The sequence below is a fragment of the Hoeflea sp. AS16 genome, from assembly GCF_038900095.1.
GTDB lineage: Bacteria > Pseudomonadota > Alphaproteobacteria > Rhizobiales > Rhizobiaceae > Hoeflea.
Genome location: NZ_JBBMQQ010000001.1, coordinates 270,715 through 292,139, shown reverse-complemented (window position 1 = coordinate 292,139; position 21,425 = coordinate 270,715). Strand labels below are relative to the sequence as shown.

Here is a 21,425-nt window from a genome sequence, read left to right as displayed (position 1 = left end):
ATGGAACGACCGGCACGCCGCCACGCGGCCCTTGGAACTGTATGCGCACTAGTTGGCGCGATGCTGGTGGCAAGTCCAGTCTCTGCGCATGAATTCTGGATCGAACCCCATGATTTTCGGGTCACCCCTGAAGCGGAAATCAGCGCAGACCTGCGCGTCGGACAGGATTTCAAGGGCGACGCCTTCCCCTACATTCCCTCCCGCTTTGCCGCGTTCAAGCTTCATGACCGTCTGGGCGAGACAGATGTGGACGGCATTGCCGGAGACCTGCCGGCGCTGAACCTGACACCGCGCGCAGAAGGCCTGAGCATCTTCACCTATGTGTCAGGCGGCGAGCGTATCCGCTTCAGGGACTGGGAGAAGTTTGCATCATACCTTGCGCTCGAAGGCCTCGACGCCATCCCTGCCCGTCACGATGCCCGAGGCCTTGCGCGCGACGATACGAGCGAGATCTACACACGCTGCGCCAAGACGCTCGTCACCGTCGGCGATGAGACAACGGACCAGGACCGCGCCACCGGCATGCGGCTTGAGCTGGTCGCCGGACAAAACCCGCTGACGCTCACGCCGGGTGCGGCAATGAGCTTCACATTGCTGTGGGAGGGTGAACCGCTGGCCGACACGCAGGTGGCGCTGTTTCACAAAGGCGAAGATGGCGGCGTGGGCACAAGAACCCTCACCCGCACCGACAACAACGGCCAGGCCAGCTTCACCCTCCCGGCGCAGGGAGCCTACATGGCCGCCAGCGTGCACATGATCGAGGCTCCCGCCGACCGCAATGCGGATTGGCAGAGCTATTGGGCTTCGCTGACGTTTGGGGTGGAGTGAGACAGGATTGGAAATCTGAATTGACCGCGCCGAACAGGGATTATCCAAACTCGCGAAAAGCGAACGCCCCACCGATCGAGAATTTGGCAGTTACATTGCCTTGCCGCCTGTCCGATTCAGGCTAAATCCGGATACAGGCATGGGATTTTCATCCATACTTACGTCACCCAGATGTCTAGCTCCGCCCAGCATGAAACAACATTTTGAAACGGGTCACTTCGTCAAATTACGACATGTTTTCAAGAATTCACCAATTACAACGCAAGGATTTCACTTCGAAAAATTCAAACCTAAACTGAATCCGGAAAACGATATATATTGACTTATAAAGCGTGCATCGCGACAATATTTACGACGACTACTTACAGAAACACACGGGCGAGGATGAAGTCATGCGAAGCACGTCAGCGTTATTGGTTTTTTTTGCATTTGTTCTGATGACACCACCATCATTTGCGGCCTCTGAAATGACCGGCAAGTGGCATGCTAATTCCTCGGGTGGAAAGTTGATGCTGCGGGTTACCGGGGGCAAGACACAAATGAAGCTTTCGGGCAGCTGCAATAAAGGCTGGATTACGGCCCAACCCGCTGATGCCTTTGTCCTTAAAGGGGGCAATCTGGCAATTAACAACTCTTCATTCAAGATTCCGATCGGCGGTGAATGCTCCACCGCATTCGTAAAGGCTTCTAAATCCGGAAATGGGTTCCGTTTCAGTTTCAGAAACAAATGGAGATTCTCTGGATCTGTGAAATAGGCCTGCCGTAAAACCAATGCGGTGTGACAAACGAATGGCAACAGTCAGGCAACCGCGGCGCCGCATTTGACAAGGTGGCAAAGGCCCGAGAGCTGAAGAAATCTCATGTCCTTTACGACCCATGGCGGCCACTCACCCGCTTCAGGAACCGGTCACGCCGATATCATCAGTCTCCTGTCAATTGTCCGCTCAATTACCTCATCAAAAAACCCCGCCGGACTTGCATCCGGCGGGGTTTTGTTTCGTTCGAGCTGGCCCTTTGGTCAGGGCCTCGATGGTCCCTACTGGCCGCCACCCAGCGTATGCACGTAGACAGCCAGCTGCTTGATCGTCGGTTCGCCTAGGCGGTCGAGCCAGGCGGGCATGACGCCGTGCTTGGGGTTGCGGATCTGCGATACGATCTCCGCCTCGGTCGACGCCTTCAGCCAGATGCCGTCTGACAGACGCGGCGCGCCGAAATCGGTCAGGCCCTCTGCATTGTCGCCATGGCAGGCAGCGCAGTTTTCCTCGTACACGACCTTGCCCGGTGCAACCAATGAAGGATCGGAAGGTGTATCGCTGAGGCTGACCACATAGGCAGCAACCTCATTGATCTGCTCAGGCTCCAGCATGTCGCCAAAGGCCGGCATTTCGGAGTAGTGCGTGTCATCATCGCCGTCATAACGGATGCCGTGCGCAATGGTCTGGTAGATCTCGTCGATCGTCCCGCCCCACAGCCAGTCATCGTCATTGAGGTTCGGATAACCGGCCGATCCGGCAGCGCCCGAGCCATGACACTGCGCGCAGTTGACCTTGAAGGCGGACGATCCGCCGGCAATGGCAAACTGCAGCAATTCCTGATCCGACGCGATATCACCCACCGGGGTCGCCGCGATCTTTTCAAGCAGGCCGCCCTGTGCGGCCTTGGCGTCAGCCAGTTCGGCCACCACGTCGGCACGGCTCGAATAGCCAAGCAGCCCCGGGGTTGCCCCCTTGATCAACGGAATCGCCGGATAGGCAATCGCGTAGCCGATGGCCCAGATGATGCAGAGGTAGAACGTCCACAGCCACCAGCGCGGCATGGGATTGTCCAGTTCGCGGATGCCGTCCCATTCATGGCCGGTGGTTCTGACGCCGGACACCTCGTCAATGTGTTTCTCGGACATGTCTCAGTCCTCCTTCAACGGGATTTGCGCTGCCTCGTCGGCGGCTTTCTTGGCACCAGGGCGGAGCAGGAAAAGCACCATGCCCACGAACACGACGAACAGGAAGACAAGCCCCCAGCTGTCGGCGAAATGGCGCATTGCGGTATAGGTTTCCATTACACCATCTCCCTACCGGTAACCGGCGGCTTCGTCGTAGGTCGAGAAATCGACCAACGTGCCAAGCATCTGCAAATAGGACACGAGCGCGTCCATCTCGGTGACCATGGCCGGATTGCCGTCGAAATCGCCCAGCTTGGCCTTGGGATAACGCTCCTCGATGCCGGACGTATCCGCCTCGGGATCGGATTGCGCCATCAGGTCGGCCTCGGCATTGGCGATCATGTCTTCGGTGTAGGGCACACCGACGGCAAGGTTCGCGTTCAGCTCGGCCGTGACATTGGCAATCTTGAGCGGCGTTGTGGCCAGGAACGAATAGCTTGGCATGATCGATTCAGGCACCACCGAGCGCGGCTCCTTGAGGTGCTCGACATGCCATTCATTCGAGTAGCGGCTGCCGACGCGGGCGAGGTCTGGCCCCGTCCGCTTCGATCCCCATTGGAACGGATGGTCGTACATCGATTCCGCCGCAAGGCTGTAATGGCCATAGCGTTCGACCTCGTCCCGGAAGGGACGGATCATCTGGCTGTGGCAGGTATAGCAACCCTCGCGGATGTAGATGTTGCGGCCGGCCAGTTCCAGCGGCGAGTAGGGACGCATCCCCTCCACCTTCTCGATTGTGTTCTCGAGGTAGAAGAGCGGTGCAATCTCGACGATGCCGCCGATGGAGACCACCACAAGCGAACCGACCAGAAGCAGCGTCGCATTGCGCTCGATGATACCGTGTTTATCTAACAGTGACATGGTTTTGTCTCCTTACTCTGCCGGCTGCATGACGGGTTCGCTGCCCGGAATGGGGGCCTCGTTCCGCTCATGGCCAAGGATGGTCATCAGTACGTTCCATCCCATGATGACGCCGCCTGTCAGGTACATCAGCCCGCCGATGGCGCGGAGCAGATAATAGGGGTACATCGCCGCCACGGATTCGGCGAAGGAATACACCAGGAAGCCCTGATCATCGTATTCACGCCACATCAGGCCCTGCTGGATGCCGGCAACCCACAGAACCGCCGCATAGACAACGATACCGAGCGTGGCGAGCCAGAAGTGCCAGTTGACCAGACGCATGGAATAGAGCCGCGGACGGTTCCAAAGCTTGGGCACCAGGTAGTAGATGGCGCCAAACGAGATCATGCCGACCCAGCCGAGTGCACCGGAATGCACGTGACCAATGGTCCAGTCGGTGTAGTGGCTCAGCGAGTTGACCGCCTTGATCGACATCATCGGACCTTCGAAGGTCGACATGCCGTAGAAGGCCACAGCAATCACCATCATCCGGATGATCGGATCGGTGCGGATCTTGTCCCATGCGCCCGACAGCGTCATCAGACCGTTGATCATGCCGCCCCATGAGGGCATCCACAGCATGATCGAGAACACCATGCCCAGCGTCTGCGCCCAGTCCGGCAGAGCCGTGTAGTGCAGATGGTGAGGACCGGCCCAGATGTAGAGGAAGATCAGCGCCCAGAAGTGGATGATCGAAAGCCGGTAGGAATAGACCGGACGGCCCGACTGCTTGGGGATGAAGTAGTACATCATGCCCAGGAAGCCTGCGGTCAGGAAGAAGCCAACGGCGTTATGGCCGTACCACCACTGCGTCAGCGCATCCTGCACCCCGGAGAAGGCGGAATAACTCTTGGCACCGAGGAACGACACCGGAACCGCCAGGTTGTTGACGATGTGCAGCATCGCGATGGTGACGATGAAGGCAAGGTAGAACCAGTTCGCCACATAGATATGCGGCTCCTTGCGCTTGATGATCGTGCCCAGGAAGGTAACCAGGTAGGCAACCCAGACAATCGTCAGCCACAGGTCCACATACCATTCAGGCTCGGCATACTCGCGGCTCTGGGTGATGCCCAGCAGGTATCCGGTTGCGGCCATGACGATGAACAGCTGGTAGCCCCAGAACACGAACCAGCCGAGCTCGCCGCCGAACAGCCTTGCGCGGGAGGTGCGCTGGACCACGTAGAACGATGTCGCGATAAGTGCGTTGCCGCCAAAGGCGAAAATCACCGCCGAGGTGTGCAACGGACGCATGCGGCCGAAGTTGAACCATGGCTCGATGTTGAGATCGGGAAAGGCCAGCTGGAAGGCAACGATGACGCCGACCAGAAACCCGACGATACCCCAGAAGGTCGTGGCGATGATGCCGTATCGCACCACCTCGTCAAAATAACCTGATTTGCCGTCAGCCGATTGGCCCGTGACCGGTGAGAAATTGACTCGCCGCAGCAACAGCACGGTGCTCACCAGCAGGACGAAGAACAGGACCCACATATGGGCCGCGAACAGGTCGTCCTTGGCGAAAGCCACGCCGAGCAACGCCAAGAAGGCAAAGAGGCCCACGGCGATTGTTTCGAAAGCGTATTTCATTGTTGTTATCCCCCAGGGGTATCAGAATAGAGCCGGGAATGCCGCCGTGCCTGCCCCCTTTAGACAAGCTGCGAACCTTCGCCGAACTATGGCACAATTCGCAGAGACGTCTTCATTCTGCATTGATCCAAGTCAAGGACGCAGAGCGTTCCCCCACCTAGTTTTTTACACCGAGAGGGAAACAAAACGAACAATAACATCGCTCTTGGACTGGGAAGAGACCTCATGACAGATAACGCCACCATCAAGCTGGCGCATGGAGAAGACCCGATTGCCGCCTTGCGCAAGGCGCACAAGGATCAATTGCTGCTGTGCGACCGGCTCGAAGAAATCGCCGATTCGCTCCCCGACGGCATCAACCGACAAAAATGCATGTATGCAGCCCGCGCCCTCGGCCCGATGATCAGGGGCGTCCATCGCTTCGAGGAAGACGTGGTGTTCCCGATGATCGCGAAGCGGATGGGGTCCGGCGAGAAAATCGAAGCGACACTGAACCGCTTGCGGTTCGAGCATTGCGAGGACGAGTGCTTTGCCGAGGAACTGACCGAGGCGCTTCACGCACTGGGAAGTGGTGCTCCGGACGTCAACACCGAGGCGATCGGCTACATGCTGCGCGGCTTCTTCGAGGCCATGCGGCGCCACATCGCGTTTGAATCGGAGATGCTGCTGCCGTTGGGGACCGATTCCAGTTCCGGCACTGCGCTCGATGAATAGAAATTCCGGCCGCAACCAGTCGTCAAGTCGCGCTACGCCCGCACATCCAGAACACTGAAGCGACGCCGGTACTCTGCCGCGGTCAGCCCGGTGACCGACCGGAACACCCGGCCAAAGGCCGACAGGTCATGGTACCCCACGGCCCAGCCGACGGCACCGACAGGGTCGCGGGTTCTCTCCAGCAACCCGCGTGCCTTTTCCACCCGAAGCGCCTGGACGTAGGCATTCGGGTTCAAACCCGTCGCCGCCTTGAAACGGCGCAGGAAAGTCCGCCCGGACAAATTGCTGTGCGCCGCCAGCGCCTCCACTCCCAGATCGTCCTGCACATGCCCTTCCATCCAGAGCTGCAGCGTCAGAATGGTGTCGTCACCATGATTGAGATTGGGCCGGAAGCTGCGGTAGTTGCGCTGTTCGCGCTTGCCCGGATCAATCAGCAGATAGCGGGCTGTGCTGCTGAGCACCTCGACACCCTGCCAGCGTTCGACGAAGAACATCCCCAGATCAACCCAGGCCATCATCCCGCCGGCGGTGATGATGTCACTGTCGTCGATCAACAGGTGCTCGGGCTGCAGGTCGGCGTCGGGAAAGGCTGCGCGAACCTCGTCTTCCAGCGCCCAGTGGGTTGTCACCGGCCGCTTGGCCAACAGCCCGGCATGCCCCAGCCAGAACAGTCCCGCGCACACTGACGCGGTCAATGTCCCCGCCCCGTGCCGGGCGCGAATCCAGCCATGAAACTCACGGTCTGCCTCCCCGCGGGCATCGCTTCTGTTGGGAGGCACGATCAACGCGTCGTAATGAACCGATACCGGAGGCAGCCTGCCCGGTCTGAGCACCTCGACATTGATGACGACACCGCCCTGCTCCGCGCTGATCTTGTTGGCCGTGTCGAAAAGGTCGGCCAACCCCAGCACTGCGGCTTCCTGAACGCCCTGATAGGCGATGAGGGCGAGAGACCGGTCCGGTCCGCTTCGATTTGGCGGATTCTGCATAATCTTTGTCATATACGCCAATATATCGTATCCGCTGCCATGTGCAAATCTCTGGCTCTCAACAAAGGGAGACCCGAAATGACTGACACAGCCCTCATTCTCGTCGACATCCAGAATGACTATTTCGATGGCGGCCGCTGGACGCTGAACAGGATGGATCAGGCGAGCGACAACGCGGCGAAGGTTCTGGCCCATGCCCGCAAGAACGGCCACATGATCGTTCACATCCACCACGAGATGCTCTCCGACGACGCGCCCTTCTTCAGACCGGGGACTTCAGGCGCCGAAATCCACCCGAAAGTTGCGCCGCAGGCCGGCGAGGAAGTGTTTCTCAAGCACGCGCCGAACAGCTTCCACAACACCCCACTGCATGCGACTCTGTCGGGACGCGGCATCACCAAGGTCATCATCGTCGGTGCAATGAGCCAGATCTGCATCGACGCCACCACCCGCGCTGCCTCCGATTTCGGCTACACGGTCACATTGGTGCATGACGCCTGTGCTGCACGGGATGTGGAATTTGACGGCGTGGCAGTGCCGGCGGAACAGGTCCATGCGGCATTCATGAGCGCACTCTCGTTCGGTTATGCCACGCTGCTGGATTGCGAGAGTTTCCTCGCGGGCTCCTGAGCCCCGCCCGATTCGGTCGGCGACACAACCCTTCCAAAGCGCATTTGTCGCTGCACCGTAACTTTGGCCGCACGATGCTGTGGACAAGTGTGGACAACGTGCACAACATTGGTGCTTCGGCGATTCGCTTCGAATTTGGGCTGGCCATGCGCTGACATGGCCACCCACTTTCGTTATTGCAAGCCAACGCCGCCCGCACCAAGTTCAGGACAGTCCAGAAGATGAATGATGCAGCCCGCAAGATAGAGCCGATTCCGGCCCGTGCCGAAAAAAGTCCGCTGTTTCGCGAAGCCCCGTCAAACATCGAGGCCGAACAGGCGCTGCTCGGCGCGATACTGGTCAACAATGACGCCTTTTACCGGGTCTCCGACTTCCTCAAGCCCGAACACTTCCAGGAACCGTTGCACCGCAAGATCTACGAGGTCGGCGGCGACATCATCCGCATGGGCAAGACCGCCAACCCGGTGACCATCAAGACCTTCCTGCCCGCCGATGCCAAGGTCGGCGACATGACCGTGGCGCAGTATCTCGCCCGTCTGGCCACCGAAGCCGTCACCATCATCAACGCCGAGGACTACGGCCGGGCGATCTACGACCTGGCGCTCCGGCGCTCGCTGATCTCGATCGGCGAGGACATGGTCAACATCGCCTTTGACGCGCCGCTCGACATGCCCCCGAGCACCCAGATCGAGGACGCCGAGCGCCGCCTGTTCGAACTCGCCGAGACCGGCCGCTACGACGGCGGCTTCCAGTCGTTCAACGACGCCGTGTCGCTTGCCATCGACATGGCCGGCGCCGCCTATCAGCGCGACGGCGGACTGTCGGGCATTTCCACCGGCATCTCGTCGCTCGATGCCCGCATGGGCGGCTTGCAGCATTCCGACTTGATCGTGCTTGCCGGACGTCCGGGTATGGGCAAGACCTCGCTTGCCACCAACATCGCCTTCAACATTGCCCAGGCCTATGAGGGCGAGGTCCAAGCCGATGGTTCGATGAAGGCCAAGAATGGCGGCGTGGTCGGCTTCTACTCGCTCGAAATGTCGTCCGAACAGCTGGCAACACGTATCATTTCCGAGCAAACCGAGATTTCGTCGTCCAAGATCCGCCGTGGCGAGATCAACGAAGCCGATTTCGAAAAGCTGGTTGGCTGCTCGCAGATGATGCAGAAGGTCCCGCTCTATATCGACCAGACCGGCGGTATTTCCATCGCCCAATTGTCCGCCCGCGCCCGCCGTCTCAAGCGCCAGCGCGGCCTTGACGTACTGGTTATCGACTACATCCAGCTGATGACCGGCTCGGGCAAGTCGAGCGACAACCGGGTGCAGGAAATCACCCAGATCACCACCGGCCTGAAGGCGCTCGGCAAGGAACTCAATGTTCCCATCATCGCGCTGTCCCAGCTGTCGCGTCAGGTGGAAAGCCGCGAGGACAAGCGTCCGCAGCTCTCCGACTTGCGTGAATCGGGTTCGATCGAGCAGGACGCCGACGTGGTGCTGTTCGTGTATCGTGAGGAATACTACGTCAAGAATGGCGAGCCACGCCGCAGCCAGGAAGAAGTGGCCGCCGACATCAAGACCCCGGAATACCTCGCCTGGGAAGAAAAGATGCTGAAGGTGAAGGGCACCGCCGACGTCATCATCGCCAAGCAGCGTCATGGACCGACCGGTACGGTACAGCTGGCCTTCCAGGCGGAATTCACCCGCTTCGAGGATCTGGCCGACAATTCCTACGACCAATTTGTCCACGACGAGTAGGTTTACGCTGTGACGTCATCCGCGAGCACCTTTGAGCACGGCTCCCCCTCCGCCACCACAACGCGCCTGAGCGTTGATCTGGGCGCACTGGCTGAAAACTGGCGGAAGATGCGTGACCTGTCCGGCAGCGCCCGTTGCGGCGCCGCCGTAAAGGCCAATGCCTACGGAACCGGTGCCGACAGGGTTGCGCCAAGATTGGCCCGCGAGGGCTGCAGGGACTTCTTTGTCGCTGACGCCAATGAGGCCGCGGCCCTGAGGCCATTGCTGCCCGACGCCCGCATCTACGTGCTGAACGGCGTCTTCGAAGGCTCGTTCGCGCAAACACTGGCGCATGACCTGATCCCGATCATCAACTCGCCGGAACAAGCCGCCTTCTGGTGCGCAAATGCCGATGGCCGCGCCTACGCCTTGCATATCGACACCGGCATGAACCGGATGGGCCTGACACCCGAGGAAGCTGCAGCGCATTCACAGGGCAGCGCACCGCCTCCCTGCCTTGTGATGAGCCATTTCGCCTGCGCTGACGATCCCGATCATCCGCTGAACCAAGAGCAGATCAAGCTGTTTGACAGCATCAGGCCCTGCTTTTCCGGGATCGAGGCGAGCCTTGCCAATTCCGGCGGCATTTTCCTCGGATCAGCACCCCATCACGACCTGACGCGCCCGGGCATTGCGCTCTATGGCGGCGATCCGGTGTCGGATGTTCCAAACCGGATGCGCACAGTTGTCACCGCACAAACACGCGTGCTTGTCATCCGCAATGCAAAGGCCGGCCAGACAGTGAGTTACGGCGCCGCGCACACGCTGACGCGCGACAGCCGCATCGCGGTCTGCGGCGTGGGCTACGCCGACGGCTTTCACCGGAACGGCTCGGGCGCCGGCGTACCGTTGCGGTCTGCGGTGCCGCAAGGCGCTTTCGGAGCCATCAACGGCACGCGCATTCCGGTGATCGGCAAGATCACCATGGATCTGACCATGTTCGATGTGACCGACCTGCCCGATGGAGCTGTGAATGCCGGAGACTGGGTCGAACTGCTTGGTCCAACCGTCTCGCTGGAACAAGCAGCAACCGCGGCCGGCACCATCAGCTATGAATTGCTCACCAGCCTCGGACAGCGTCACGCGCGCAGCTATGTGGATTGACGACAGCCGCCACTGTTGATGGATAAATGCCAGCCGTCTGCGCAATGCGGCCAAACTGCATCAGTTTTTTCATGGATCAGCATGGAAAAACAGAACAAACAGTGGACAAACTGTCATCTTCCTGACAAACCGGCGACAGCAACAGAGGTAACTGATCCTTGGCCAAAGCCCGCGTTCAATTTGTTTGTCAATCCTGCGGCACCGTGCATGCCCGCTGGGCCGGAAAGTGTGATGGTTGCGGCGAATGGAACACCATTGTCGAAGACGACCCCACCGGCGGCATTGGCGGAGGACCTGGTACTGCGGCGAAAAAGGGCCGTGCGGTGGCGCTGGCCAGCCTGTCGGGCGAGATCGAGGAAGCGCCACGCATCTCCACGCTGGTCAGCGAACTCGACCGGGTGACCGGTGGCGGATTCGTGCGCGGATCGGCAGTGCTGGTCGGCGGTGATCCCGGCATCGGCAAATCCACACTTCTGATGCAGGCCGCCGCCGCCCTCGCCAGGCAGGGCAACCGGGTGATCTATGTTTCGGGCGAAGAAGCCGTCGCCCAGGTCAGGCTCAGGGCGCAACGGCTGGGTGCTGCTGATTCGGGCGTCCTGCTGGCGGCGGAAACCAATGTCGAGGATATCCTCGCCACGCTCGCCGAAGGCAAACGTCCCGATTTCGTCATTATTGATTCGATCCAGACGCTCTGGAGCGACCTTGCCGGTTCGGCGCCGGGCACGGTCACGCAGGTGCGTACCGGCGTGCACGCCATGGTGCGCTACGCCAAGCAGACCGGCGCTGCCATGGTCCTGGTCGGGCACGTGACCAAGGATGGCCAGATCGCCGGCCCCCGCGTGGTCGAACACATGGTCGACGCGGTGCTGTATTTCGAAGGCGACCGCGGCCACCACTACCGCATTCTCAGAACGGTCAAGAATCGCTTCGGCGCCACCGACGAGATCGGCGTGTTTGAAATGTCCGACAAGGGGTTGCGCGAAGTTGCCAACCCGTCGGAACTGTTCCTGGGAGAGCGCAACGCCAAGGCCCCCGGCGCTGCGGTGTTCGCCGGCATCGAGGGCACCCGGCCGGTGCTGGTCGAGGTCCAGGCGCTGGTGGCGCCTTCGAGTCTGGGCACACCGCGCCGTGCGGTGATCGGCTGGGATTCGGCGCGCCTGTCGATGATTCTCGCAGTGCTCGAGGCCCATTGTGGCGTGCGCCTTGGCAGCCATGATGTCTACCTCAATATCGCCGGCGGATACCGCATTGCGGAACCCGCGGCCGATTTGGCTGTGGCCGCAGCGCTGGTTTCCTCGCTTGCCGGGCTTGCCCTTCCCGCCGATTGCGTCTATTTCGGCGAAGTCAGCCTGTCGGGGGCTATCCGTCCGGTGGCGCAAACGGGTTTGAGGCTGAAGGAGGCCGAAAAACTGGGCTTCGCCAACGCGGTATTGCCATCGGGATCCGCCGACCTGCCGACGAGGTCGGGCGCCGGTCTGGCCCAGATGGAAACACTGGCGGATCTGGTCGCGCGCATTGCCGGGTCCAAGGGTGCGGCCCTGACCGGAAGTGACGAGGACGAAAACTGAATTCAGCCTATCCGGGAGCCAGAAACGGCAATGGTAGGCAGAGCCTGAACGGAACGCGATTTCATGCCCATTACCCTTCTTGACGGCATCCTGCTTGGCATCACGCTGTTTTCTGCAGTGCTTGCCATGGTTCGTGGATTTTCGCGCGAGGTGCTGGCCGTCGCTTCCTGGATCGCTGCCGCTGCCGCGGCCTATTTCCTCTACCCCCTGCTCACGCCGCTGGCGCTGAAATACACCTCGTCGGACAAGATCGCCATGATCGGCTCCGCCGCACTGGTGTTTCTGATCGCGCTGATCGTGGTGTCCTACATCACCATGCGCATTGCCGATTTCATCATCGACAGCCGCATCGGCGCGCTCGACCGCACCCTCGGCTTCGTCTTTGGCGCAGCACGCGGTGTGTTGCTGGTTGTTGTCGCCATGCTGTTCTTCAACTGGCTGGTGGCCTCGCCAAAGCAGCCTGAATGGGTGGTAACCGCGAAATCCAAGCCGATGCTCGATTCACTGGGTGCCAAGCTGGTCAACATGCTGCCCGATGATGCCGATGCAACGATCCTTGAACGCCTGCGCGGCGGCGGTTCGCAAGAACCGGGATCCGATGCGGCTCCCGCCACCAGCGGATAGGAATTCCGGCCGGGATCAATCCGGCGGGTCTACATGAAGGGTTCGACGCCGATGACAGACAGTGGCTTGAAACCGGTCGACAACGAAGCCGATGACTTCCATGACGAATGCGGCGTGTTCGGCATCTTCGGAAAATCCGAGGCTGCAGCCGTTGTCACTCTGGGTCTGCACGCGCTTCAGCACCGCGGTCAGGAAGCCGCCGGCATCGTCGCTTTCGACGGCCAGCAGTTTTCCGTCGAGCGCCATGTCGGCCTGATCGGTGACACCTTTACCAAGCGCTCGGTCATGGACCGGCTGCCCGGTGATCGCGCCATCGGCCACACCCGCTATTCCACCACCGGCGGCGAAGGCCTGCGCAACGTCCAGCCGTTCTTTGCCGAGTTTGCCGGCGGCGGCTTTGCCATTGCCCACAATGGCAACATCACCAATGCACTGACCGTGCAGCGCGAATTGCAGAAGCGCGGCTCGATTTTCTCCTCGACATCGGACACCGAAGTCATCCTGCATCTGATCGCCACCAGCGAAAAGGCCCGGATCGTGCCGAAGTTCATCGATGCGCTGTCGCGGATCGAAGGCGCCTACTCGCTTGTGGGACTGTCGGAGAAAAAGATGATCGGCGCGCGCGATCCGCTCGGCATCCGGCCGCTGTGCATCGGCGACCTTGATGGCGCCTATATTCTCGCATCGGAAACCTGCGCGCTCGACATCATCGGCGCCCGTTTTGTCCGCGACGTCCAGCCCGGCGAGGTGGTGGTGATCACGTCCAAGGGGATCGAGAGCCATTTCCCCTTCGAGAAACAGTCACCACGCCTGTGCATCTTCGAATACGTCTATTTCGCCCGTCCCGACTCGACCATCGAGAACCGCAATGTCTACGAGGCGCGCAAGAAGATCGGCGAGGAACTGGCCAAGGAATGCCCGGTCGATGCCGACGTCATCATCCCGGTTCCCGATTCCGGCACGCCTGCGGCCATCGGTTTCTCCCAACAGGCGGGACTGCCCTTCGAACTCGGCATCATCCGCAACCACTATGTCGGCCGCACCTTCATCGCGCCGTCATCCGAGATTCGCCACATGGGCGTCAAGCTCAAGCTCAACCCCAACAAGAACATGATCGAAGGCAAACGCGTGGTGCTGGTCGACGATTCCATCGTCCGCGGCACCACCAGCCAGAAGATCGTGAAGCTGGTGCGCGAAGCCGGCGCGCGCGAAGTGCATATGCGCATCGCCTCCCCGCCGACCATGTCGTCGTGCTTCTACGGGGTCGACACGCCGGAAAAATCCAAGCTTCTCGCCTCGCGCATGTCGGTCGAGGCGATGGCGGATTTCATCCGGGTGGACAGTCTCGGCTTCGTCTCGATCGACGGGCTCTACCGCGCCGTGCGCGAACCGGGGCGCAATGCAGAATGCCCGCAATTCTGCGATGCCTGCTTTACCGGAGACTACCCGACAGTGCTCACCGATCAGGAAGATCTGGAAAATGTGCGCAGCCTGTCGCTGCTGGCCAACAACGGATAAACTGGAATCATGGCATTGCTTGAAGGACGTATCGCGCTGGTCACAGGCGCTTCCCGGGGAATCGGTTACGCCACGGCGCTGGCGCTTGCCAAGCATGGCGCACACGTGATTGCCGTGGCCCGCACCACCGGCGGGCTCGAGGAACTCGACGACGCCATTCAGACAGCCGGCGGCAGCGCCACGCTGGTACCGATGGACCTGACCGACATGCCCGCCATTGACCGCCTCGGCGGAGCCATCAACGAGCGCTGGGGCAAGCTCGACATTCTCGTCGCCAATGCCGGTGTGCTCGGCACCATTTCGCCTGTCAGCCATGTCGAGGCCAAGGTGTTCGACAAGGTGATGGCAGTCAATGTCACCGCCACCTGGAGGGTAATGCGCTCGGTCGAGCCGTTGCTGATCAAGTCCGATGCCGGCCGGGCGCTGATCCTGTCGTCAGGCGTCGCCCATTCGGCACGCGCCTTCTGGGGGCCTTACGCCGCCTCCAAATCCGCCGTCGAGACCCTGGCACGGGTATGGGCCGCGGAAACAAACAAGACCTCGCTCAAGGTCAATTCGATTGATCCGGGTGCCACCCGGACGGCGATGCGGGCGCAGGCCATGCCGGGCGAAGACCCCGATACCCTGCCCCATCCCTCCGAAGTCGCGGCCAAGCTGGTCCCGCTCTGTGCGCCGGCATGCACCGAGACCGGCAAACTGTTCCGGGTCGCTGAAAACCGGTTCTTCGACTACCGGCTGCCGGAATAACGACCCCCGCATCTCCGCCGGACAATCAAACCGGTTCCATTCGCACAAGATCGGCTCTAGGCTGACTGACGGGAGCTTTCGCCCGGTTCAGGGATGAACCACCTTCATGGACCGGCAGGCATGGAGGATGTTGTAGATGGCGGGCTTTGCGGTAGCGCTGATAATCATAATATTGGCAGCCGGTTTACTTGCGGCTGTTAAAGTGTCGCGTCAACGCAATTCCGGGCTCGCGCAGGCCATCGCGCTGGTCAAGCTCAAGACGCTTTTCCGGCTTCATTTGCCTGAACAGTCACCTGGCTCACCTGCCCCTTCTCCTGACCGTCCGGTTGTCCATGTCTATCCGCGCCAGTCAGGTCTCGACGCGGCGGTCTTGTGGTCGGTTCTCGACCGGGATTGCCTGCATGTGCTGCATCCGGACGACCAGCGCTCGCTGATCCTGTTTGGCATGCGCCTCTTCGCCCGCACAGCGCATGCCGGAGACGCTGCCGCCATCGAAGCCGCTCTTGCCTCCGGGCGCGCGGTCACTGTGCCCTGCCCGCCCGACGCAGAACCTGGCAGCGATACTCTTGCGGCCTACAAGGCCCTGGCGGGTTTCGCGCGCAAGCACGGCGCGGTCATGCGCGCCATGCATGTGCGCGGATCGAGTTTGTCCATCTGGTCGGCGTATCCACGCTCCAGCGCACCCCGCCATCTGTTGCCACGCTTCAGGCTGGCGCAGTCCGGCCTTCTCGATTTCGGCGTCATCAGCCCGGCCAGCAATGGAGCGACAGCGCCACGCGACGAAGACCGGGTGCATGACCTGCTGGCAGAGGTGCGGTTTGCCAGCAACGATCTCGATCGCGGCCTGTTTCTGGCGTTTCGCGATGCCGCCGACCGCTATGGCAAGGCAGGCCCCGTGCTCGAAGACGCGCTCGGCGGCAAGCTGAGCTACAAGAAGATGCTGATCGGCGCCAGGGTGCTCGGCGTCCGGTTCGCGGCAATGAGCCAGCCCGGCGAGGCCCTGGGCGTGATGCTCCCCAACGCCAACGCCGCCATCGTCACCTTTCTCGCGCTGCAGTCCGCCGGGCGGGTCGCGGCCATGCTCAACTACACCGCGGGTCCCGCGGCCCTTGTTTCGGCCTTGTCGACCGCAAAGATCCGCATCGTGCTGGCAAGCCGCGCCTTTGTCGAAAAGGCTGGCCTTGAAGCGCCGGTCGCAGCCATCGAGAAAGCCGGTGTGACCATCATCTGGCTCGAGGATATGCGCGAGAGCATCTCCTGGCAGGAAAAGGCCAGCGCCTTCCTGAACTGGCGCAAACCGCTGCAGCCTGTCAAAGCCGGTGATCCTGCCGTTGTTCTCTTCACCTCGGGGTCGGAAGGCACCCCCAAGGGCGTGGTCCTCTCCCATCGCAACATTCATGCCAATGCGGCCCAGGCCGAAGCCCGCATCGATATCTCGGTCGAGGACAAGCTGTTCAACGTGCTGCCGGTGTTTCATTGCTTCGGGCTGACCGGCGGTGCCATCCTGCCCCTGCTCTATGGGGTGAGACTGTTCCTCTACCCCTCGCCGCTGCATTACCGGATCATCCCGGCAGTGGCCCGCGAAGTCAGGCCCTCGATCATGTTCGGCACCGACACCTTCCTCGCCGGCTATGCACGCACTGCCAAGGACACCGATTTTGCAAGCCTGAGGCTGATCGTGGCGGGTGCGGAAGCTGTCCGCGCCGAAACACGCAGGATCTATCGTGAGCGCTTCGATGCCACGATCATAGAGGGCTTCGGCATGACCGAGACTGCACCGGTCGCCGCCGTCAATTCGCGCAGTCACAACAAGGACGGCACGGTTGGCCGCCTGCTGCCGGCAATGGCGCTCAGGCTCGAGCCGGTAGAAGGCATCAACGATGCCGGCCGGCTGTTTGTCTCGGGGCCCAATGTCATGCTGGGCTACATGCTGGCCTCCGAACCCGGCGTGCTGCAGCCGCTCACCGATGGCTGGCATGATTCCGGCGATATCGTTGCCGTTGACGAGGACGGCTACATCACCATCCGTGGACGCGCAAAGCGCTTTGCCAAGATTGCCGGAGAAATGATCTCGCTCGGCGCCATCGAGTTGATGGTGCAGCAGCTCTGGCCGGAAGATTTTCACGCCGCCGTCGCTGTCGCCGATACCCGCAAGGGAGAGCGCATCGTGCTGGTCACAACCAGGATGCCGGCACTTCGCGATGAATTGCGGGAGTATTCGCGCAGGTTCGGCGCCACCGACCTGATGGTGCCCGGCGAGATCGTCAATGTCCCCGAAATCCCGCTTCTGGGCTCGGGCAAGACCGATTACGTCACCGCACAGAAGATTGCCGACGAGTGGATCCAGTCACACCGCACCGACCGCGCCAGGAAATAGGATCCGAGACCACCGAGTCACGGCCAAAAAACCTCGGCGTAATTTTCCCCGGCTTACTTTTCCGCGTCGTCTTTGGGATCAGTCGATGAAGTGGGCTCAGTGGCCCCAGCCGGATTATTCCCGTTGTTCTGCCGCGATTTGGGTCCGTATTTGAGCGACCATGCCCGGGCTCCGAACGGCAGCGAGGCGAGATAGGCAAGCGCCGTCACCGTCAGCGTTTCCCAGGTAAAGCTCATCAGCAACGACACATAGACCACCGCCACCAGGATGAACGGCATCACCAGATCGCGGCGCACCCCGCCGCTGATGCCCTTGCCGGAAAACACCGGCACCCGGCTGACCAGCAGAAAGCCGATAAACACGGTGTAGGCGGAAGCAGCAAAACCTGTCGTCCGGTCGATTGGCACGCCCATGATCCCGAGATAGACCGGCAGCAACACCAACAGCGCACCCGCTGGCGCCGGCACGCCGACAAAATAGTAGCTCTGCCAGGCCGACCGTGTCGTGTTTTCCGAGATGACGTTGAACCGCGCCAGCCGCAGCCCGGCCGCGACAGCGAACACGATGGCCGCAATCCAGCCAAAGGAGCGGGCCTGATCGAGAATGAAAACGTAGAGAACCAGCGCCGGCGCAACGCCGAAATTGATGATGTCGGCCAGCGAATCCATCTGCGCGCCAAATTTCGACTGCGCCTTCAACAGCCGCGCCACCCGCCCGTCGACCCCGTCGAGAAAGGCAGCAATCAGCACCATCGCCACGGCCAGCTGGATGTGGTTTTCGAATGCAAGACGGATACCCGTCATGCCGGCACAGATCGCCAGCACGGTGATCAGGTTCGGAATGAGCATCCGGAACGGGATCTCGCGCAACCGCGGTCCACGCCCCTCGTCATGATCCGATTCGTCCAGACCGTTGGGATCATACGGCGGAAACGGCGTTGGCATGCATGTCTCCCTTGTCGCCCGGTCAATCCGCTAGTCGCGGCGGCTGACCACGGGCCCCTTGTTTGATCCAAATTCGGCAAGCATGGTTTCACCTGCAATCGCAGTCTGCCCGACGCTGACCAGCGGCCGTACCGATGCTGGCAGGAAAACATCAAGCCGCGATCCGAACCGGATCAGGCCAAAACGCTCGCCCGCGTCAAGCTGCTCGTTTTCCTCGGCCCAGCAAAGAATCCGGCGCGCCACAAGTCCGGCGATCTGGACCACCCCGATTTCGCCGCGAGCGGTCTCGAGCACCAGACCGCTGCGCTCGTTCTCGGTGCTCGCCTTGTCGAGTTCTGCGTTGAGGAAGGAGCCCTGGGAATAGATCTTGCGAAGCACACGCCCCTTCATCGGAGCCCGGTTCACATGGCAGTTGAACACGTTCATGAACACGGAAATGCGCAGCATCTCGTCGGTTCCGAGGCTCAGTTCGGCAGGCGGCGTCATCCGCACCACCGACGAGACACGGCCATCGGCCGGGCTGATCACCAGATCATCGTCAAGCGGCGTCACGCGTTCCGGATCCCGGAAAAAATAGGCGCACCACGCGGTCAGAACCATGCCGATCCAGAACAAGGGTTCGGCGACAAAGCCCAGAAGCAGCGACACGCCAAAGAACGTGGCGACAAACTTGTAGCCTTCGCGGTGAACCGGCACCAGCGCATTGCGAACGCTATCGATGATACTCATGACGTCTTCCCTGATTTTGTCCTTGGCCGTGACTACAGCAAATTGCCGCAAAGGGGAAACCACTTTCCCGCGTCATTTGCGCGTTGTCCAGCTCAGGCCTCGCCAATCTCGGGCGTGCGCCGCCGCGTGACGATACCCAGCTCATCCTCTTCGCGCATGCGCTTGAGTTGCTCTTCCGCCTCGGTGGCTTCGCGCTGACGATCCCACATCGAGGCATAGAGCCCCTTCTGCGCCAGCAGCTCGGCATGCCGGCCGCGTTCGGCGATCTGGCCATCCTTGAGCACGATGATCTCGTCCGCGCTGACCACGGTCGACAGGCGGTGAGCAATCACCAGCGTCGTCCGCCCCTTGGAGACAAAATCCAGTGCCGCCTGGATTTCCTGCTCGGTCGCCGTGTCGAGCGCCGACGTGGCCTCGTCGAGGATCAGGATCGGCGGCGCCTTGAGGATCGTGCGGGCAATGGCCACGCGCTGTTTCTCGCCGCCGGAAAGTTTCAGGCCGCGCTCGCCGACCATGGCATTGAAGCCCTCGGGCAGCGCACGGATGAAATCGCCGATCTGGGCCAGGTCCGCAGCCTTGTTGACTTCGTCCTCAGTCGCATCGATCCGCCCGTAGCGGATGTTGTAGGCAATGGTGTCGTTGAACAGAACGGTATCCTGCGGAACCATACCGATGGCGGCACGCAGGCTTTTCTGCGTCACGTCACGCACATTCTGGCCATCGATGGTGATGCTGCCCGACTGGATGTCGTAGAACCGGTACAACAGCCGCGAGATCGTGGATTTGCCCGCTCCCGACGGCCCGACAATCGCGACGGTCTTCCCCGCCGGAACCTCGAAGGAGACCCCCTTGAGGATCGACCGCGCCGGATCGTAGCTGAAGCTGACATCGTCAAAGCGGATGGCGCCCTGGTCGATCACCAGCGGCTTGGCATCCGGCGCATCCCTCACTTCGGGTTCCACGTCGAGGAGTTCGAACATGTGCTCGATGTCGGTGAGTCCCTGGCGGATTTCGCGATACACGAAGCCGATGAAATTGAGCGGCACGGCAAGCTGCATCAACATCGCATTGATGAACACGAAATCGCCGATGGTCTGGGTGCCTGCCTGCACCGCAAGCGCCGACATCACCATCATCACGGTCATGCCGACCCCGAAAATGACGCCCTGCCCCATGTTGAGCCAGCCAAGCGACGTCCAGACCTGGGTCGCCGACTTCTCGTATGACGCCATCGATTCGTCGAACCGGCGCGCCTCCATCTCTTCGTTGCCGAAATATTTCACCGTCTCGTAGTTGAGCAGTGAATCGACCGATTTGGTGTTCGCATCGGTGTCCGATGCATTCATCGACCGCCGGATCGCGATGCGCCAGTCCGAAGCCCGCACGGTAAACCAGATGTAGAGCCAGACGGTGACGCCGGTAACCAGCACATAGCTCCAGCCATAGGCAACGCCGAAGATGATTGCGGTCAGGGCAAATTCGATCAGTGTTGGCGCGGTGTTGAGGATGGTAAACCGGACAATGGTCTCGATCCCCTTGGTGCCGCGCTCGATGACCCGCGACAGGCCGCCGGTTCGACGCTCGAGATGAAACCTCAGCGACAGCTCATGCATGTGAACGAAGGTCTTGTAGGCCAGTTGCCGGACCGCGTGCTGACCGACCCGGGCAAACAGCGCGTCGCGCAGCTGGTTGAACCCCCATTGCACGATCCGCACCACATTGTAGGCGATCACCAGCATCACCGGCGTGGCGATCAACGCCGGCATCCAGGCAACGACATCGGGCTTGCCGTTGAGCGCGTCGGTCGCCCATTTGAAAAAATATGGCACCGATATCAGCACCAGTTTCGAAAGCAGCAGAAACAGCGTCGCCCACAACACCCGCATTTTCAGATCGGGGCGGTCGGCCGGCCACATGTAGGGCCAAAGGTTTTTCAAGGTGCCGAAGGGATTTCCCTGGTCGGCGGATACGGTTTTCGAAGCCAATTCAGATGTCCTTCGTTCCGGTCAGGGTCGCCAATGCGTCCACCTGCCGATTGTGGTCTGTCCATTCACCGTCGCTCACGCGCGAACAACCGGCGCCTCCGCAACAATGATCAATAGTCTGGCCGATGATGCCCGCGAGTTCGCGCAGGGCAGCGGCGTTGACGGTGTATCTGGAGCGTTGCCGGTCCGTCCGGAAATTCACCAGGTCGGCATCGACGAGCACCTTGAGGTGTTGCGAAACCGTCGACTGCGCCAATCCGATCCGTCCGACCAGATCCTTGACGCAGCAACTGTCGCTCGCCCCCAGGTTTCTCAGCAATTGCAAACGCACTGGATGCGCCAGCGCCGCAAGTTTGCGGGCAACGGTTTCGTCCTTCGGGCTGATATCCGGATCAGATACGTTCATCGTTTATCGGCGATATACGATGAACGTATCTTGGTCA

20 protein-coding genes are annotated in these 21,425 nt (G+C 61.0%); 11 read left to right on the top strand and 9 right to left on the bottom strand.

The genetic code is table 11. From position 1 onward, the window contains the following. Both WNY80_RS01375 and WNY80_RS01370 read left to right on the top strand, forming a co-directional pair. Positions 1-828, top strand: coding sequence for a DUF4198 domain-containing protein (locus tag WNY80_RS01375; protein ID WP_342885543.1), 828 nt, complete (start codon positions 1-3; stop codon positions 826-828). Positions 829-1,220: 392 nt separating this feature from the next. After that, a complete protein-coding gene (locus WNY80_RS01370) occupies positions 1,221-1,583 on the top strand; it encodes a hypothetical protein (protein ID WP_342885542.1) in 363 nt (120 codons plus the stop codon). A gap of 281 nt (positions 1,584-1,864) precedes the next feature. On the opposite strand, the gene ccoP is transcribed toward WNY80_RS01370, so the two are convergent. From ccoP to ccoN, 4 genes are read right to left on the bottom strand one after another with little or no spacing between them, the layout of a single operon-like run. Beyond that, a complete protein-coding gene (ccoP, locus tag WNY80_RS01365; RefSeq protein WP_342885541.1) occupies positions 1,865-2,728 on the bottom strand; it encodes a cytochrome-c oxidase, cbb3-type subunit III in 864 nt (287 codons plus the stop codon). Between the two features lie 3 nt (positions 2,729-2,731). Further along, on the bottom strand, positions 2,732-2,884 hold the full coding sequence (locus WNY80_RS01360) for a cbb3-type cytochrome c oxidase subunit 3 (RefSeq protein WP_342885540.1): 153 nt from the start codon (positions 2,882-2,884) through the stop codon (positions 2,732-2,734). A 12-nt stretch (positions 2,885-2,896) separates the two neighbouring features. Next, a complete protein-coding gene (ccoO, locus tag WNY80_RS01355) occupies positions 2,897-3,628 on the bottom strand; it encodes a cytochrome-c oxidase, cbb3-type subunit II (RefSeq protein ID WP_342885539.1) in 732 nt (243 codons plus the stop codon). A gap of 12 nt (positions 3,629-3,640) precedes the next feature. Beyond that, complete coding sequence (gene ccoN, locus WNY80_RS01350; RefSeq protein WP_342885538.1) at positions 3,641-5,260, bottom strand: cytochrome-c oxidase, cbb3-type subunit I; 1,620 nt, start codon at positions 5,258-5,260, stop codon at positions 3,641-3,643. A gap of 225 nt (positions 5,261-5,485) precedes the next feature. Between ccoN and WNY80_RS01345 the strand changes: the two genes are divergently transcribed. Then, complete coding sequence (locus WNY80_RS01345; RefSeq protein ID WP_342885537.1) at positions 5,486-5,974, top strand: hemerythrin domain-containing protein; 489 nt, start codon at positions 5,486-5,488, stop codon at positions 5,972-5,974. 32 nt (positions 5,975-6,006) lie between these two features. On the opposite strand, the gene WNY80_RS01340 is transcribed toward WNY80_RS01345, so the two are convergent. Continuing rightward, positions 6,007-6,963: a helix-turn-helix domain-containing protein gene (locus WNY80_RS01340; RefSeq protein ID WP_342885536.1), complete on the bottom strand. Its 957-nt coding sequence runs from the start codon at positions 6,961-6,963 to the stop codon at positions 6,007-6,009. A gap of 78 nt (positions 6,964-7,041) precedes the next feature. On the opposite strand from WNY80_RS01340, the gene WNY80_RS01335 reads away from it, so the two are divergent. From WNY80_RS01335 to WNY80_RS01300, 8 genes are all read left to right on the top strand, one after another. Beyond that, positions 7,042-7,593 (top strand): cysteine hydrolase family protein, encoded by a 552-nt coding sequence (locus WNY80_RS01335; protein WP_342885535.1) that lies wholly within the window; start codon positions 7,042-7,044, stop codon positions 7,591-7,593. A gap of 221 nt (positions 7,594-7,814) precedes the next feature. Next, entirely contained in the window at positions 7,815-9,347 is a 1,533-nt protein-coding gene (locus WNY80_RS01330) for a replicative DNA helicase (protein ID WP_342885534.1), read from the top strand. Between the two features lie 9 nt (positions 9,348-9,356). Beyond that, positions 9,357-10,490, top strand: a complete 1,134-nt coding sequence (gene alr, locus WNY80_RS01325; RefSeq protein ID WP_342885533.1) for an alanine racemase — start codon at positions 9,357-9,359, stop codon at positions 10,488-10,490. 158 nt (positions 10,491-10,648) lie between these two features. Next, a complete protein-coding gene (radA, locus tag WNY80_RS01320) occupies positions 10,649-12,058 on the top strand; it encodes a DNA repair protein RadA (protein WP_342885532.1) in 1,410 nt (469 codons plus the stop codon). Positions 12,059-12,121: 63 nt separating this feature from the next. Next, positions 12,122-12,682: a CvpA family protein gene (locus WNY80_RS01315; protein ID WP_342885531.1), complete on the top strand. Its 561-nt coding sequence runs from the start codon at positions 12,122-12,124 to the stop codon at positions 12,680-12,682. Between the two features lie 51 nt (positions 12,683-12,733). Further along, positions 12,734-14,200 (top strand): amidophosphoribosyltransferase, encoded by a 1,467-nt coding sequence (gene purF, locus WNY80_RS01310; protein ID WP_342885530.1) that lies wholly within the window; start codon positions 12,734-12,736, stop codon positions 14,198-14,200. Positions 14,201-14,206: 6 nt separating this feature from the next. Continuing rightward, on the top strand, positions 14,207-14,947 hold the full coding sequence (locus WNY80_RS01305; protein ID WP_342886284.1) for an SDR family NAD(P)-dependent oxidoreductase: 741 nt from the start codon (positions 14,207-14,209) through the stop codon (positions 14,945-14,947). Positions 14,948-15,149: 202 nt separating this feature from the next. Beyond that, entirely contained in the window at positions 15,150-17,324 is a 2,175-nt protein-coding gene (locus WNY80_RS01300) for an AMP-binding protein (RefSeq protein ID WP_342885529.1), read from the top strand. A 53-nt stretch (positions 17,325-17,377) separates the two neighbouring features. Here the strand turns inward: WNY80_RS01300 and pssA are convergent, their stop codons facing one another. The 4 genes from pssA to WNY80_RS01280 all read right to left on the bottom strand — a co-directional run bounded on the left by pssA (position 17,378) and on the right by WNY80_RS01280 (position 21,388). Then, positions 17,378-18,268, bottom strand: coding sequence for a CDP-diacylglycerol--serine O-phosphatidyltransferase (pssA, locus tag WNY80_RS01295; protein ID WP_342885528.1), 891 nt, complete (start codon positions 18,266-18,268; stop codon positions 17,378-17,380). 30 nt (positions 18,269-18,298) lie between these two features. Beyond that, positions 18,299-19,012, bottom strand: coding sequence for a phosphatidylserine decarboxylase (locus WNY80_RS01290; RefSeq protein WP_342886283.1), 714 nt, complete (start codon positions 19,010-19,012; stop codon positions 18,299-18,301). Between the two features lie 77 nt (positions 19,013-19,089). Continuing rightward, positions 19,090-20,982 (bottom strand): ABC transporter ATP-binding protein/permease, encoded by a 1,893-nt coding sequence (locus tag WNY80_RS01285; RefSeq protein ID WP_342885527.1) that lies wholly within the window; start codon positions 20,980-20,982, stop codon positions 19,090-19,092. 1 nt (position 20,983) lies between these two features. Further along, positions 20,984-21,388 carry a metalloregulator ArsR/SmtB family transcription factor gene (locus tag WNY80_RS01280; RefSeq protein WP_342885526.1) on the bottom strand — a complete coding sequence of 135 codons (405 nt, stop codon included), beginning with the start codon at positions 21,386-21,388 and terminating at the stop codon, positions 20,984-20,986. Positions 21,389-21,425: the final 37 nt, after the last annotated feature.

Coding starts and splice junctions, on each gene's coding strand:
- WNY80_RS01280 (WP_342885526.1), bottom strand. CDS start 21,388: ATGAACGTATCTGATCCGGATATCAGCCCGAAGGACGAAACCGTTGCC.
- WNY80_RS01340 (WP_342885536.1), bottom strand. CDS start 6,963: ATGCAGAATCCGCCAAATCGAAGCGGACCGGACCGGTCTCTCGCCCTC.
- WNY80_RS01375 (WP_342885543.1), top strand. CDS start 1: ATGGAACGACCGGCACGCCGCCACGCGGCCCTTGGAACTGTATGCGCA.
- WNY80_RS01370 (WP_342885542.1), top strand. CDS start 1,221: ATGCGAAGCACGTCAGCGTTATTGGTTTTTTTTGCATTTGTTCTGATG.
- WNY80_RS01315 (WP_342885531.1), top strand. CDS start 12,122: ATGCCCATTACCCTTCTTGACGGCATCCTGCTTGGCATCACGCTGTTT.
- WNY80_RS01330 (WP_342885534.1), top strand. CDS start 7,815: ATGAATGATGCAGCCCGCAAGATAGAGCCGATTCCGGCCCGTGCCGAA.
- WNY80_RS01360 (WP_342885540.1), bottom strand. CDS start 2,884: ATGGAAACCTATACCGCAATGCGCCATTTCGCCGACAGCTGGGGGCTT.
- purF (WP_342885530.1), top strand. CDS start 12,734: ATGACAGACAGTGGCTTGAAACCGGTCGACAACGAAGCCGATGACTTC.
- ccoO (WP_342885539.1), bottom strand. CDS start 3,628: ATGTCACTGTTAGATAAACACGGTATCATCGAGCGCAATGCGACGCTG.
- WNY80_RS01345 (WP_342885537.1), top strand. CDS start 5,486: ATGACAGATAACGCCACCATCAAGCTGGCGCATGGAGAAGACCCGATT.
- WNY80_RS01335 (WP_342885535.1), top strand. CDS start 7,042: ATGACTGACACAGCCCTCATTCTCGTCGACATCCAGAATGACTATTTC.
- ccoP (WP_342885541.1), bottom strand. CDS start 2,728: ATGTCCGAGAAACACATTGACGAGGTGTCCGGCGTCAGAACCACCGGC.
- ccoN (WP_342885538.1), bottom strand. CDS start 5,260: ATGAAATACGCTTTCGAAACAATCGCCGTGGGCCTCTTTGCCTTCTTG.
- pssA (WP_342885528.1), bottom strand. CDS start 18,268: ATGCCAACGCCGTTTCCGCCGTATGATCCCAACGGTCTGGACGAATCG.